The sequence below is a fragment of the Micromonospora sp. NPDC005220 genome, assembly GCF_040607895.1.
GTDB lineage: Bacteria > Actinomycetota > Actinomycetes > Mycobacteriales > Micromonosporaceae > Micromonospora.
In genome coordinates this window covers 1-15,227 of record NZ_JBEXHP010000126.1, presented here as the reverse complement: position 1 = coordinate 15,227, position 15,227 = coordinate 1, and the positions used below count along the sequence as shown (strand labels likewise).

Annotated in this window: 9 protein-coding genes; 4 read left to right on the top strand and 5 right to left on the bottom strand. The window is 73.3% G+C overall.

All coding sequences use genetic code 11. The features are described from left to right. The first annotated feature begins 106 nt into the window (after positions 1–106). Positions 107–2,464: a pyruvate dehydrogenase gene (locus tag ABZU52_RS28390; RefSeq protein ID WP_354974030.1), complete on the top strand. Its 2,358-nt coding sequence runs from the start codon at positions 107–109 to the stop codon at positions 2,462–2,464. Between the two features lie 307 nt (positions 2,465–2,771). Here ABZU52_RS28390 and ABZU52_RS28385 read toward each other — a convergent pair whose 3' ends face one another. The 3 genes from ABZU52_RS28385 to ABZU52_RS28375 form a co-directional block, all read right to left on the bottom strand. Beyond that, on the bottom strand, positions 2,772–4,376 hold the full coding sequence (locus ABZU52_RS28385; protein WP_354974029.1) for a metallophosphoesterase: 1,605 nt from the start codon (positions 4,374–4,376) through the stop codon (positions 2,772–2,774). 60 nt (positions 4,377–4,436) lie between these two features. Then, complete coding sequence (locus ABZU52_RS28380) at positions 4,437–5,609, bottom strand: PQQ-dependent sugar dehydrogenase (RefSeq protein ID WP_354974028.1); 1,173 nt, start codon at positions 5,607–5,609, stop codon at positions 4,437–4,439. Positions 5,610–5,690: 81 nt separating this feature from the next. Then, positions 5,691–7,508, bottom strand: coding sequence for a GAF domain-containing SpoIIE family protein phosphatase (locus ABZU52_RS28375; RefSeq protein ID WP_354974027.1), 1,818 nt, complete (start codon positions 7,506–7,508; stop codon positions 5,691–5,693). Between the two features lie 183 nt (positions 7,509–7,691). Between ABZU52_RS28375 and ABZU52_RS28370 the strand changes: the two genes are divergently transcribed. Continuing rightward, positions 7,692–8,618 carry a 2-hydroxyacid dehydrogenase gene (locus tag ABZU52_RS28370; RefSeq protein ID WP_354974026.1) on the top strand — a complete coding sequence of 309 codons (927 nt, stop codon included), beginning with the start codon at positions 7,692–7,694 and terminating at the stop codon, positions 8,616–8,618. Here the strand turns inward: ABZU52_RS28370 and ABZU52_RS28365 are convergent. Then, entirely contained in the window at positions 8,612–9,004 is a 393-nt protein-coding gene (locus ABZU52_RS28365) for a PH domain-containing protein (RefSeq protein ID WP_354974025.1), read from the bottom strand. The two genes, ABZU52_RS28370 and ABZU52_RS28365, sit on opposite strands and share 7 nt — an antisense overlap. A 217-nt stretch (positions 9,005–9,221) precedes the next feature. Here ABZU52_RS28365 and ABZU52_RS28360 point away from each other — a divergent pair, with 217 nt between their 5' ends. Further along, entirely contained in the window at positions 9,222–11,582 is a 2,361-nt protein-coding gene (locus ABZU52_RS28360) for a GGDEF domain-containing phosphodiesterase (RefSeq protein ID WP_354974024.1), read from the top strand. Positions 11,583–11,588: 6 nt separating this feature from the next. Here ABZU52_RS28360 and ABZU52_RS28355 read toward each other — a convergent pair whose 3' ends face one another. Continuing rightward, complete coding sequence (locus ABZU52_RS28355; protein ID WP_354974023.1) at positions 11,589–12,608, bottom strand: LacI family DNA-binding transcriptional regulator; 1,020 nt, start codon at positions 12,606–12,608, stop codon at positions 11,589–11,591. A gap of 109 nt (positions 12,609–12,717) precedes the next feature. Between ABZU52_RS28355 and ABZU52_RS28350 the strand changes: the two genes are divergently transcribed. Then, the gene (locus ABZU52_RS28350; RefSeq protein WP_354974022.1) at positions 12,718–15,162 is read left to right on the top strand and encodes a glycoside hydrolase family 2 protein; all 2,445 of its coding nucleotides are present in this window, start codon (positions 12,718–12,720) and stop codon (positions 15,160–15,162) included. Positions 15,163–15,227: the final 65 nt, after the last annotated feature.

Below are 15,227 nucleotides of genomic sequence, written 5' to 3'. Positions count from 1 at the left end.
GCCGCCGTGACCCGGCGGCGGCCTTCTCCTCACCCCTGTCGATCACGCGGCCACCCCGCACCCCTCGTCGAGGGCGTCAACGGCGACGCCCGGATGGAGCCCCACCGTGACCCAGCACGACCTTGACGTCCTCGACGAGATCCAGCGGCGGGTGCTCTGGCTCGCCACCCGGATCGTGGACGCCGCCAACCATGACCGGGCCACCGGCGACGGCGTGAAGGTCGGCGGCCACCAGGCGTCCAGCGCCTCCCTGGTCACCGCGATGACCGCGCTCTGGTTCGCGCACCTGGACGCCGAGGACCGCGTCGCCGTCAAGCCGCACGCGTCCCCGGTGTTCCACGCCATCCAGTACCTGCTGGGCAACCTGGACCGCTCCTACCTGCCCCGGCTGCGGGCACGGGGTGGCCTCCAGTCGTACCCGTCGCGCACCAAGGACCCCGACGCTGTGGATTTCTCCACCGGGTCGGTCGGTCTGGGCGCGGCGGCGCCACTGTTCGCCGCCGCCACCCGCCGGTACGTCGACGCGCACTTCGGGGCCCGCCCGCACTCCCGGTTCGTGGCGCTGATCGGTGACGCCGAGCTGGACGAGGGCAACATCTGGGAGGCGGTCGCCGACCCGGCCACCACCGGGCTGGGCAACGTGATGTGGCTCGTCGACTTCAACCGGCAGTCGCTGGACCGGGTGGTGCCCGGCATCCGGATCAACCAGTGGCGTGGCCAGTTCGAGGCGGCCGGCTGGCACGTCGTGGAGGTCAAGTACGGCCGTAAGCTCGCCGAGGCGTACGCCCGGCCGGGCGGCGAGGCGTTGCGGGACTGGATCGACGCGATGCCCAACGAGCAGTACCAGTCGCTGTTCGGGCTGGCCGGGCCGGCCCTGCGCAAGCAGTTCCTGGACGGCGCGCCGACCGGGATCGCCGAGCTGATCGAGGGCATCACCGACGAGGACCTCGGCCCGCTCGTCACCGACCTGGGCGGGCACGACCTGTCCGCGATGCTCGACGCCTACGCCCAGTGCGACGCGGTGACCGACCGGCCCAGCGTCGTCTTCGCGTACACCGTCAAGGGTTGGGGTTTGCCCATCGCCGGCAATCCGCGCAACCATTCCGCGCTGCTCAGCACCGAGCAGGTCGACACCCTGCGCGCAGCGCAGGGGTTGACCGCGGAGACCGAGTGGGACCGCCTCGACCCGGCGTCACCCGCCGGGATCCAGGCCGGCGCCCGCCGTGAGGCGCTGTCCCGCGCGCCGCGCGAGCGCGCGCTCGGGGTCACCGTTCCGGAGAGCACGGGAGTACGCGCAACCAAGCCGATCTCCACGCAGGAGGTCTTCGGTCGGGTGCTGGTGGACCTGGCGCGGGACCGGGAGGTCGGCCGTTACCTGGTCACCACCGCCCCGGACGTGGCCACCTCCACCAACCTCGCCGGATTCATCAACAAGACCGGGGTGTTCGCCCCCACCGAGCAGCGTTCCTGGACCGAGGACCGGATGCTGCGCTGGACGGAGAGCCCCGCTGGGCAGCACATCGAGCTGGGCATCTCGGAGATGAACCTGTTCCTGCTGCTCGGCCAGCTCGGGCTCTCCTGGGACCTGTCCGGGCAGCCGCTGCTGCCGGTGGGCACCGTCTACGACCCGTTCGTGCTGCGGGGCCTCGACGCCTTCCTGTACGGCACGTACTCCGGTTCGCGGTTCGTGGTGGCCGGCACCCCGTCCGGCATCACCCTCGCCCCGGAGGGCGGCGCCCACCAGTCCACCATCACCGCCTCGGTCGGCCTGGAGCTGCCCGGGGTGACCTTCGTCGAACCGGCGTACGCGGCCACCCTCGACTGGCTGCTCTGCGACGCGCTCGGGCAGATCGCCGGCGGGTCGGCCCCGGCCGCGACCGCCGCGCCGGCCGAGGACGGCGCGTACTACTTCCGGTTGAGCACCCGGCCGCTGGACCAGGCGCCGTTCGAGGCGGCCCGGGCCCGGCTCGGCGACGCGGTGCTGCGCCGGCAGGTGGTCGCCGGGGCGTACCGGCTGGTCGACGCGCATCAGGCGTACCCGCACCTGGTCGACGCCCCGGTGGTGCAGCTGGCCGCCTCCGGCGCGGTGCTGCCCGAGGTGCTGGCGGCCGCGGCGGAGCTGGCCGACGAGGGCATCGCCGCGCACGTGGTCGACGTGACCTCGCTGGACCGGCTCTACCGGGCCTGGCAGCGCACCCTGCGCCAGGGTGTCCGGACGGCCACCGTGCCCAGCGTGCCGGGCGCGCTGCGGTCCGCGTTCGCCGATCGGGTGCCGGTGGTGACAGTGCACGACGCCGCGTCGCACGCGATGGCCTGGCTCGGTTCGGCGGTCGGCGCGCCGGCGGTGCCGCTCGGCGTGGACGAGTTCGGCCAGTCCGGCAGTGTCGCCGAGCTGTACGAACTGCACGACCTGCTGCCCGGCAGCATCGTCAACGCCGCCCTGGCAGCCATCGCCCTGCGCTGACCCCGGCGAGGAGCGTTGTCACTCTGAGTTAGTTGCACAGGAAGAGTGCGTTCGCAACCCACTGTGACGGCAGCCGTCAACAACACCAGCCCAATCCGCCCTTTGCTCTGCTGCCGCCGATGCACCACCAGGTTGACCAGCGCGAACAGACCTTCTTTATGTCGGCGTGAACGTAGCCATGTGCACCGACAGTGACTGGTGCAGATTGGGCGGCAGAGCAAAGGGGGCAAGGGGGGTAGTAGGGGGTTCCTGTCTGTCTACTGTCAGTCGCATTCGAGGGGCGGCGCCCCTTCGGCGTCGCGTCGGCTCAGCCGGTCGGGGTGGGCGTGGGGGTGGCGGGGACACCGCCGGTGGGCGTGGGGGAGACCGAGGCGGAGGCACCGGCGGTCGGGTTGTCCACCACGCGCCGTTCCAGGTTCACCTGGGCCTGCCCGGTGCCGCCGACGGTGATGGTGTCGTACGCCTGGAGCATCTTCTGCTGGTCGAAGTAGAGCACGCTCATCGAGAGTGGGGTCGGCTTCTCGCCCTCCAGGCCGCGCAGTCCGGCGCCGCCGGTGGACCCCTCCACGAACAGCGTGGTGGGCTGCTGCCCGGGTGCCTGCGGCAGCTTGGAGACCTGCCGGGAGTGGGTGTGCCCGGCCAGCACCAGCGGGCAGGTGCCGGCGAGCGGCCCGGCCGACGCCGGGTCGTGCACGAGAGCGATGTTGACCGGTCGCGGTGAGTTGCGGATCGTCGTGGCGAGCTGGTTGCCGGCACCGATCACCTGGTCGGCCACCTGCTGGGTCAGCCCACTGCCGGCCGGGGAGGTGTTCTTGTCCGGGGTGAAGCGTGGGTCGCCGATGCCGGCGATGGTCAGCCCGGCGACCGTCGTGGTCGTGTTGTTCAACACGATCGCGTTCGGCTGGCGGGCCACCGCGGCGGCGGTCTTGCCGGAGTCGTGGTTGCCCCGGATGAAGACGTACGGCTTCTTCAGCAGGCCGATCGAGGCGACGAACGAGGCCTCCGGTTCGCTGCCCCAGTCGGTGATGTCCCCGGTGTCGATCACCACGTCGATGCCGAACTGTTCCACCACCGTCCGGATCAGCTGCCAGCCGGTCGGGTTGAGGTGCATGTCGGAGACGTGCAGCACCCGCGTGGTGCCCGGGGTCGGCTCCAACAGCGGAAGCGCCGAGACGGTGGTGTAGAGCTGGCTGACGTTGCCGACCAGGCGCTGCAACTGCTCCGCGTACTTGGTGTAGTCGTTGGCGATCCGGCGGGCGTCGCCGACGATGGCCGGCGCGTTGACCAGCAGCCCCTCGTAGCGTGGCTCCTCGATGGCCTGCGGGCGAAGGGTCGCCGCCGCCGTGCCGAGGCTGCCGGCGGTGACCAGCAGCGCCAGCCCACCCGCCCAGGCGGTGCGCCGGACGTTGCGGAAGATCAGCCCGGCCAGGATCAGGGTGACCAGCACCGACGCGCCGAGGGTACGCAGGCCGAGGCGCATCACCCCGGAGCGGACGTCCTCCACCGCGCTCTGGCTGGCCCGGCTGATGCTGGCCGGGTCGTCGATCAGCGCCTCGGTGCGCCCCTGGTCGAGCGCGCCCAGCCGGACGGTGAGGTGGGCCGGCCCGTCGTGGCTGTCCAGCAGCAGCGCGCCGAGCGGCGGGATGTCGACGGTGGTGCCGCCGTCCCGGGCGGGGGAGATGCTGAGGTTGGCCCGGAACGGGCCGATGTCGGTGCTCACCTGGCCGCCGGCCAGCACCCCGAGCACCGCCCCGGCCAGGGCCACGGTGAGGACGGCGACGATCAGCCCGAGGCGGCGCAGCGGGCCGGCGACACCGACCCACCACCTCCTCGGGTGCGGCCGATCGTCGCCGGTCACCGGGTCGTCCCGGTCATCGGCTTCGTCGTGCCGGTCGTCGTGTTGCCCGTCCATGCTGAAAGTCTGACCTGCCCGTCGAAAGATCTTGGTAAACCTGAACGGATGGTGACGAAATCAGCTGCGCCCGCCGTCACCGCCCGCGAAGACCACCCGCAGCAGCCGGTCGTCGTCGCCCGCCGGGTTGCCCCGCCCGTCGTGGTTGGAGGTGCTCACCCAGAGTGACCCGTCCGGTGCCGCGGCCACCGCGCGCAGCCGACCGTAGCGGTTGGTGAGCAGCTCACTGGGTTGACCGAGCAGGGTGCCGGTGTCGGTCAGCTCCATCACCCAGAGGCGCTTGCCGCGCAGGCAGCCGGTGACCAGCAGCCGGTCCGTGGCGGCCAGGCCGGAGCAGGACGCGTCCGAGGTCGGCCACTGCACGATCGGGTCGGTGAACCTCTTGTCGCCGGCCTGACCCTCGACCTCCGGCCAGCCGTAGTTGCCGCCCTTGGTGATTTGGTTGACCTCGTCCCAGGTGTTCTGGCCGAACTCGACGGCGTACATCCGCTTCGCGGCGTCCCAGGCGAAACCCTGGACGTTGCGGTGCCCCACCGACCAGACCGGCGAGTTGGGGTACGGGTTGCCGGCGGCGGGCCTGCCGTCCGGGGTGACCCGGAGGATCTTGCCGCCGAGGCTCTTCACGTCCTGGGAGAGTGGGCGCTGACCGGCGTCACCGGTGCTGACGTAGAGCTGCTTGTCCGGGCCGAAGCCCAGCCCACCGCCGTTGTGCACATTGGCCTTGGGGATGCCGGTGAGGATCGGGGTGGGCTGCCCGCCGAGTTGCAGCCGGGCGACCCGGTTGTCCTGCTCGCTCGTGTAGTAGACGAACACCGTCCGGTCCCGGGCGTAGTCGGGGGAGACGGCGATGCCGAGCAGGCCACCCTCGCCCGCCGCCGCCACGTCGGGGATGGTCTGCACCGGGCGGACCCGCAGCCCGTCCGGCCCGGACTCGGGCCCGACCTGGAGGATCCGGCCGTTGTCCCGTTCGGTGACCAGCGCGCCGCCGTCCGGCAGGAAGGCGATGGCCCACGGCACCCGCAGACCCTTGGCGAGCACTGTCGCCACCGCCTGCTGGCCGGCGCCGCCGGGGCTCGCCGACGTGGACGGGGTGGGCAGGTTGGGCGGTTCGCCGGCCGGGTCGGGCTCCGGCTCACCGAAACTGCAACCGGCGGCGAACAGCAGCGCCGCGCAGGACGCCGCGAGGGCCACCCGGAGGCGGCGGATGCGAGAGTACGGGGGACGGGCGCTCACCCGGCCCAGGGTAGCCCGCCGCGCGGCCCGGCCGGGCCCGTCGAGATCCAACGGGTACCGATGGTTTCCGGCGGACCGGCCTCAGCGGGCCCGTACGGCCAGCAGCGCGGTGTCGTCCTCGCGGTGCTGGATCGAGGCGAGCAGCAGGTCGCACAGGTCGTCGAGGGGCAGCGTGTCGGTGCCGGACAGCCGGCCCGCCAACTCGGCCAACCCCTCGTCGATGGAGCGGTCCCGCCGCTCGATCAGCCCGTCGGTGTAGAGCAGCAGGGTGTCGCCGGTGGCCAGGCTGGTCGACTGGCTGCTCCGCCGCGACGGGCGGGCCAGGCCGAGCAGCGGCTCCGGCGTCGCCGCCAGCACCTCGACCGCCCCGCCGACGCGGACCACCAGGGCCGGCGGGTGCCCGGCGTTGGACCAGGTCACCTCGTGCACACCGGCGCGCTGCGGACAGATCCGGACCAGCGTCGCGGTGGCGGCGATCGGCAGCCGCAGGCCACGAATGGCGCCATCCAGGTCGCTCAGCAGCGACCCGACCGCGTCCGGCCGGCCGAAGGCGTTGCCCCGGACCAGGTTGCGCAGCTGGCCCATGGTCGCCGCCGCTTCGATGTCGTGCCCGGCCACGTCCCCGATCGCCGCGATCACGTCGCCGTCGGGCTGCACGAAGGCGTCGTACCAGTCGCCGCCCACCTCCACCCGGTCGGCCGCCGGCTGGTAGCGGGCCGCCAACTCCAGCTCCGCCACCACTGGCAGCCGGGGCAGCATGCTGTGTTGCAGCACCTCGGCGACGTGCCGCTGCTCGCCGTACATCGAGCTGTTGCCGACGGCCTGGCCGGCCCGGCGACCAATGTCGACAGCGGTGAGCAGGTCCCGGTCGTCGAACTGCTGACGTTGGCCGCCGTTGATGAGGGTGATCGCCCCCAGCACCGTGCCGCCGACACCGCGGACCGGCACACTCAGGTAGGAGGCGATGCCCAGCCGCGCGGCGATCGTCGCCATCTCCGGGTGGGTGGTGCCCCTCGTCACGTCGGCCAGGGACGCCGCGCTGCCGAGCCGGGGCTGGCCGGTCCGGAGCACCGCTCGGACGATCGAATCGGGGCTCAGCCCGGTGCGGAGCAGCTCACCGAAGCGGTCGACGTCGGCCGTACGGGCCGGGTCCCGATGCACCGAGACCACCTCGCGGGGCAGGCCGGTCGGCCCGATCAGGGTGAGCAGGCACCAGTCGGCCAGCAGCGGCACCATGGTGGCGGCGAGCCGCCGCAACGCGGTACCCACGTCCAGGGTGCCGGCCAGTGTCTCGCTCACCCCGGCCAGCAGCTCCAGCCGTTCGTGTGCCTGCACGACCCGCCGCCGGGCCTCCTGCGCGCCGTCCAGCGCGATCCGCAGCCGCAGCTCCGACGAGCAGGCGGCGGCCAGGTCGGCCAGGGTCCGCAGCTGCGCGGCCGTCCAGGCGCGGGGCTTGCTGTCGATGGCGCAGAGCGAGCCGAGCACCCGGCCGGAAAGGTCGGTCAGCGGCATCCCGGCGTACGCGACCACACCGAGGTCCTCGATGGCCAGGTTGTCCCGGACGCGGGGGTAGAGCCGGGCGTCCGGCAGCACCATCGGCACCTCGATGTCCACCACATGCTGACAGAACGAGTGGCTCAGCGGGGTCTGCCGGCGCTCCGCCCAGGGCTCCGGCAGACCGACCGCGCCCGGGAAGAACTGCCGATCGGCGGAGACCAGCGAGACCAGCGCGACAGGCACGTCCAACAGGTCGCTGACCAGCCGGGCGAACCGGTCGAACGCCTCGTCCGGGGCGGCGTCCAGCCCGGTGTCGGCGAGCGCGCGCAACCGCGCCGGGTCGCCGAGCGCCATCGGTGGCGGGATCGGACGCCGAGGGAAGGCGGGGGAGCCGTCGGTCATCGTGCACCTGTCTGCCGGGCGGAGGCGGACAGCCCTCCGACCCTTCCTTATACCTCGCGCGGGTCCGGGTTGAACCTCCCTGTGCTGAGTCTCGCCCGCCGCGACCTCGTGCGCCACCGTTCGGGACGCCGGTTCCCCGCCGTGCCCACTCCGGCTGCGGGGCGGGGACTATCGTCGGCGGACGTGAAGGTATGGATTCCGCACCCGGCCGGCGTGAACCTCCTGGGCGAGCTGCCCCCGGACGTGACAGTGGAGGTCTTCGAGCACGCCGACCGGATGCCGGCCGCGCCGGCCGACGTCCGCTTCTGGGTGCCGCCGTTCCTGGGTGGCGCGGACGCGACGGCGCTGCTGCGTGAGCTGCCGGACCTGGCGGTGGTGCAGTTGCTCTCCGCCGGGGCGGACGCCTGGGCCGGCCGGACCCCGCAGACCGTCACGCTCTGCGATGCCCGGGGCGTGCACGACCCGTCCACCGCCGAGTGGGTGGTCACCGCGATCCTCGCCCAGCTGCGGGCCTTTCCGGCGTTCGTCCGCGCGCAGGCCGAGCGGCGCTGGGCGTACGAGGGGAACACCCCGACCGATGAGCTGACCGGCAAGCGGGTGCTGATCATCGGCGCCGGTTCGATCGGCACCGCGGTGCGCGACCGGCTCGCCCCCTTCGACGTGAGCTTCACCCTGGTCGCCAGGACGGCCCGCCCGGAGCAGGGGGTGCACGCCGTGGACGAGCTGCCCCGGCTGCTGCCCGACGCGGACGTGGTGGTGGTGCTGGTGCCGCTCACCGACCAGACCCGTGGCCTGATCGACAAGGCGTTCCTGGCCGCGATGCCGGACGGGGCGCTGCTGGTCAACGCCGCTCGGGGTCCGGTGGCGCACACCGAGGCGCTCGTCGCCGAGTTGGGCACCGGTCGGCTCTCGGCGGCGTTGGACGTCACCGACCCGGAGCCGCTGCCCGCCGACTCCCCACTCTGGGCCATGCCGAACGTGCTGCTCACCCCGCACGTCGCCGGGTCGGTGCGCGGGTTGTTGCCCCGGGCCTACCGGCTGGTCGGCGACCAGGTGCGCCGGTTCGCCGCCGGGCAGCCGTTGATCAACACGGTGGTCGACGGCTACTGACCGGGCGCGTCCGCCGAAGCGTCCGGCAGCTGCTGGCCGGTGGCCGCGACCAGCCGAGGCAGATCTGCACCCCGGACGGCCGGCAGGGTGACCTGCTGGCCGTCGTCGAGCCGGGCCACCGCGCGCCCGCGCTGGTCGGTGGTCAGCTCCAGGACCCGGTCCCAGCCGATCCGGCGCTGGCCGACCAGTGCCCGAAGGCGCAGCTCTCGCGCGTCGGCGTCGGTGCCGGCCCGCCAGGCCCACACCGCGACGGCGAGCGGGACGAGCAGCACCGGCAGCAGGTAGACCCGGGCGTTGGCCAGCGGCAGGGCGCCGACGAAGGCGATGATCGCGGCCACCAGGATGGCTTGGTTGTACCGGAAGCGGACCGTGTCGGGCTTACTCACCCTCCGATGATCCCACTCCGGGTGGTTTCGGCTCGCGGCGGGCGGTGCCACCAGCGCGCGGTACGCCGTACAGTGACACGGGTCGTTGTGACCCCTGAGTGACCGGCAAGTAACCAATTCGGCCGTCCATCGTTGCCAATCGTGGGTAGCGGACCCGCAGCGTCCGATGTCCCGCACCGCCGCACCGCCCCCGTGCCCCCTCACGAAGGCGACCGCCGTGCTCCTCGCGTACCCGTTCCGCGTCCTCGTCTCCCACCGTGCGGCACCGGAGGCCGTCACGTCCATGGCGGTGGCGCTGCTGCTCCTCGCCGGTGCCGCCGACCTGGTCCCGACCTCGGTGGTGATCGCGCTGACCGCCGGTGCCGGCGCCACGCTCGCCGGGCTGCGACTCTCCCGGCTGGCCACCCGGCGCGGCACCGATCCGACACCGCGGGCGGCGGGCGTGCTGCTCGACGGGGCGGTGGTGGCGGCTGGTCTCACCGCCGTCGTGCTGCCCCTGACCAATCGCGGGCACACCCTCGCCGTGCTGATCGGGTCGCTGGTCGCGGCGGCCCTCTCGATCACCGGTCTGTATCGGCTCCCCGGCCGATCCCGACCGGCCGCCGCCTCGGTCCGGCTGCGCTGGCTGGTCGAGTCGACCGGCCCGGCCGTCGGTCTGGCCCTCGCCGGTTGGCTGCTGCTGCCCCGGGACGGCCTGTCGGACCCGGTTCGGCTGGTCGCCGCGTTGACGCTCGGCGGTCTGGGCATGGCCGCGCTGAACGCGTTCGCCGGGCCGTGGCGGCGCTCCGGTGCGGCGGTCTGCCGGGGCGGCGTGCTGCTCACCCTGGGTGGGTTGGTGCTGCTGGCCACGTTCCCGTCCGGGCGGGTGGCGCTGCTGGCCGTACCCCCGTTGGTGTTCGGGATGCTGCTCGTCGCGGTCGGCGCGGCGGGCGCGGTGGACGACGCGGAGCCGGCGGAGCCGGTCGCCGCGGCCTGGCCCCGGTCGGTGCTCCCCGCGGCGGTGCTGCTGCTGGCGTCGGGTCTGCACCTGGTCGCCGGCCGCGCACCGGACCGGACGAGCGTGGTGTTGGCCCTGGCGGCGGTGCCGCCCCTGGTGCTGCGCGAGCTGCTGCGGGCGGGCGACGCGCCCATGTCCGCTCGGCGGGCCGCTCATCGCCGGCCGGCCGGCACCGCGGTCCGGCACCGCCGGGCGGCGCCGGCACACTGGCTGGGCAGGCCGGAGCCGCCGCCCGAGCGAGGCCTCGGCGTCCCGGAGGGTGCCGGGATCGGTGCCGGCTCGACCTGGTCGACCGACGACGGTCCCGCGTGGTCGGCGCTCGGTCGGCGGCCCGGTGCGGGACCCGCCACTCCCGGCGACCGGGCTGCCCTGTTGGACGCCCTCGCCGCGATCGGCGACGTTCCGGCGCCGACCGGCGCGCTGCTGCTGGTGGACCTGCACGGCACCGAGGGCATCGGCCCGACGGCCCGGGAGGACGTGCTGGCCGAGGCGATGCACCGGGCCCGCGCGGTGATCGCCCCCGACGACCTCGTCACCGGGTGCGTGGGTACCGGCTTCGCGGTGGTCACCGGCGCCGGCCCGGTGCTGGCGTACGCGCTGGGCACCCGACTGTTGAGCGCGCTCAGCCCGCCCTACCAGCTGGCCGGCGCGATGCTGCGGGTGCAGACGAGCATCGGCTTGGCCGAGGTGAGCGGCACCGGCCCGGCGGACGTGCTCCGGCAGGCCGAGCTGGCCCGTCGACGGGCCGTGCAACTGGGCCGGGACCGGGTGGAGTGGTACGACGCGTTCCTGGAGGAACAGCTGGTGCGCCGTCTCGACCTGGAGCGCGAGCTGCCCGGTGCGGTGGCGCGCGGCGAGCTGGATCTCGTCTACCAGCCGGTGCTCGACCTGGCCGACGGGCAGCCGGTGGGCGCGGAGGCGCTGCTGCGCTGGCGCAGCCCGGTGCTCGGCACGGTGCTCCCGGCCGAGTTGCTGCCGGTCGCCGAGGATCTGGACCTGGTCGGCGAGTTGGAGTGGTGGGTGCTGGACCGGGCCTGCCGGCAGTTGTCCGACTGGTCGGTGGGCGTTCGGGAGCTGTGGATGGCGGTCAACGTCACCACCCGGGAGCTGACCACCCCCGACTTCGTCCAGCGGCTCGCGGCGGTGCTGGCCGCGTACGGGGTGCCGCCGGAGCGACTGGTGGTGGAGGTGAGCGAGCCGAGGGTCGCCGGTGACCTGCCGACCGTGGTGGCTCGGCTGGCCGGGCTCCGGTCGCTGGGCGTACGCACCGCGTTGGACGACTTCCGGGCCGAGCACGCCTCGCTGGCCCAGCTTCGCCGGCTGCCGATCGACCTGCTCAAGGTGGGCCCGGAGTTGGTGGACGCACGGTCGGACGGGCAGCCACCGCTGATCGACGTGGTGGTCAACGTGGGCGAGCGGCTGGGCGTCGAGCTCGTCGCCGAGGAACTGGAGTTGTCGACGCAGGTCGAGGGGGCGCGTCGGGGCGGTTGCCGGTACGGGCAGGGGTTCGCGCTGGCCCGCCCGGCGACGGCCGAGCGGGTCGAGGCGTACTTCGAGGAGTTTCCGTCAGCGTCCCGCTGAACCGGTTCATCTTTCCCTGGGCGGTGCCGTGCTGCCGCGCGGTGTGAGGTGGGGTGTCTCGTCCTGCACCCGGCCGGCGGGCTGTCCGGCGACGACGGCGAGGAGTTGCCGGGCGGCGTGCGCGCCGTACGCCGGGATGTCCCGACCCAGCGCGGTCAGCGGCGGGTGCACCAGGCGGCACAGCGGCGAGTCATCCCAGGCCACGATGGACAGATCGCCGGGCACGGTCAGGCCCATCTCCTGGGCGACGGAGAGCCCGGCGACGGCCATCACGTCGTTGTCGTAGATGACCGCGGTGGGCCGGTGGGCCGAGCTGAGCAGCCGGCGGGTGGCCCGGCCGCCCTCCTCGCCGGTGTAGTCGGACCAGACGGTGACCGCGTCGACCAGGCCGAGTCGCTGGCGGACCGCCGCGAAGGCGTCGGTGCGGATCTCGGTGTGCCGCAGGTCGCGCAGGCCCGCTACCCGGGCGATCCGCCGGTGCCCGAGCGCGACCAGGTACTCCACCGTCTCGGTCAACGCGGCGGCGTCGTCGGACCAGAGACTCGCCAGCTCACCGGTGCCGCCGGGCCCGCCGATCACCACCGCCGGCAGGTGCAGCTCTTCGAGTGCGGGGATGCGACGGTCGTTGGTGCGCAGGTCGCAGACGAGCACCCCGTCCACGCGCCGTTCGCCCCACCAGCGCCGGTAGACCGCGATCTCGGCGTCGTGGTCGGCCACCACCTGGAGGGTCAGCGCGTACGAGCGGGCGGAGAGTTCGGCCTCGACGCCACTGATCAGCGCCATGAAGAACGGCTCGACACCGAGTGTCCGGGCCGGGCGGCACAGGGCCAGGCCGATCGCACCGGCGGTGGCGGCGGAGAGGGCGCGGGCGGCGCTGCTGCGGCTGAACCCGATCTCGGTGGCGATGGTCAGGATGCGCTGCCGGGTGGCCTCGGACACGCCGGGCTGCCCGTTCAGCGCGTACGACACGGCGCCCTTGGACACCCCGGCGCGTCGGGCGACATCGGCGATGGTCGGCCGCTTCACCGGCTGCTCCTTCGCTCTCTGGCCGTTGACAGCCCGGATTCCGGACCGTACGGTGCTCAGCTTATCCGGTTCAGTCGGCATCTCTCGATGCAGAAGGTGCGGGGAAATCGTGAGCCGACAGGCACTCTACGACGGTTGGACCCTACGAGCGGCCCCCGGAGCGCAGGTGCCCGAGGAGATCGCCGGCCGGTCCGTGCCGGCGACCGTGCCTGGCTGCGTGCACACCGATCTGCTCGAAGCCGGGCTGATTCCCGATCCCTACCTCGACGACAACGAGCTGTCGCTGGCCTGGATCGGCCGCACCGACTGGGTCTACCGGACCACTGTCGTGCACCGGACGGGCGACGACGACCGCGTCGACCTGGTCTGCGCCGGCCTGGACACCGTCGCCACCCTCACCCTCAACGGCGTCGAGGTCGCCCGCACCGCGAACATGCACCGCGGCTACCGGTTCGACGTGCGACCACTGCTGCGCGACGGCGACAACGACCTGGTCGTCACGTTCGACTCCGCGTACCGCTACGCCGAGGCGCAGCAGGAACGGCTCGGCGACCGGCCGAACGCCTACCCGGAGCCGTTCCACTTCATCCGCAAGATGGCCTGCAACTTCGGCTGGGACTGGGGGCCGACACTGGTCACCGCCGGCATCTGGCAGGAGATCAGCCTGCACGCCTGGTCGACCGCCCGGCTGGCCACCGTCCGTCCACTTGTCACAATGGATGGCCGCGACGGCCGGGTCGAGGTGCACGTCGAGGTCGAGCGGGTCGCGGACGTCCCGCTGACCGTCCGCGCCGCCGTGGCCGGCGTCCGCGCCGAGGTGGTCGTCCCGGCCGGGCAGCGCACGGCGGTGCTGACCCTCACCGTCCGCGAGCCCGCGCTGTGGTGGCCCCGGGGGTACGGCGAGCAGACGCGCCACCCGATCGCTGTGACACTGCACGCACCGGACGGCGACACAGTGGACAGCTGGTCGCACCGGATCGGCTTCCGCTCGGTACGACTGGACACCACCCCCGACGAGCACGGCACACCGTTCTCGTTGTCGGTCAACGACGTCCCGGTCTTCGTCCGCGGCGTCAACTGGATCCCGGACGACGCGTTCCCCACCCGGATCACCCGGTCCCGGCTGGCCGAGCGGTTCGACCAGGCGGTTGCGGCCAACGTCAACCTGCTGCGGGTCTGGGGCGGCGGCCGGTACGAGTCGGCGGACTTCTACGACCTCGCCGACGAGCGCGGGCTCCTCGTCCAGCAGGACTTCCTCTTCGCCTGCGCCGCGTACCCGGAGGAGGAGCCGTTCGGCACCGAGGTGGCCGCCGAGGCCGCCGAGCAGGTGACCCGGCTCGCGCCGTACCCGTCGCTGGTGCTCTGGACCGGCAACAACGAGAACATCTGGGGCTGGCACGACTGGGACTGGCAGTCGGCACTCGCCGGGCGCACCTGGGGGCGCGGCTACTACCTCGACGTGCTGCCCCGCGTCGTCGGCGAGCTGGACCCGACCCGCCCGTACTGGCCGGGTAGCCCCTGGTCGGGCACCGAGACCATCCACCCCAACGACCCGGCGCACGGCACCACCCACATCTGGGACGTGTGGAACACCGACGACTACACCAGATACCGGGAGTACGTCCCGCGCTTCGTCGCCGAGTTCGGCTACCAGGCCCCACCGGCGTACGCCACACTGCGCCGGGCGCTGAGTGACGAACCCCTGGCGCACGACTCACCGGGCATGGCACACCACCAGAAGGCCGCCGACGGTGACGCCAAGCTCCAGCGTGGCCTCGACGCGCACCTGCCCGCACCGGCGGACTTCGACGACTGGCACTACCTGACGCAGCTCAACCAGGCCCGAGCCATCCAGCTCGGGGTGGAGCACTTCCGCTCGCACCGGGGCGTCTGCGCGGGCACCATCGTCTGGCAGCTCAACGACTGCTGGCCGGTGACCTCCTGGTCGGCCGTCGACGGTGACGGCCGCCGCAAACCCCTGTGGTACGCGCTGCGCCACGCGTACGCCGACCGGCTCCTCACCGTGCAACCCCGCGACGGCGGCCTGGCCCTGGTCGCGGTCAACGAGACCGCCGAGGCGTGGACCACGCCAGCTGCGGTCACCCGGTTCACGCTCACCGCGGAGCCGAGGGCGAAGACCTCGGTCGACCTCGACGTCCCGGCGTACTCCTCGATGGTGCTGGCGCTGCCGGCGGACCTGGCACGGCCGGAGGATGCCCGGCGTGAGTTGCTGGTCGCGGAGGCCGGTGGCACCGCGGCGCGCGCCCTGTGGTTCTTCGCCGAGGACCGGGAGGTGGACTGGCCGGCGGCGGCCTGGGACGCCACTGTCGAACCGGTCGACGGCGGGCAGCGGGTCCGGGTCACGGCCGGCACGGTGCTCCGTGACCTGACCCTCTTCCCGGACCGGCTGGACCCGTCTGCCACTGTGGACAGCGCCCTGGTAACCCTGCTACCGGGGGAGTCGACGACCTTCACCGTGCAGGCTTCCGGGCCACTGGACCCGGCGGCCCTCACCGCCCGACCGGTGCTGCGCTGTGTCAACGACCTCCGCTAACAGTCCCGAGGTCCCCGCGCCCCGCGCGCGCTGCACGCCCCGCGCGCGCTGCACGCCCCGCGCGC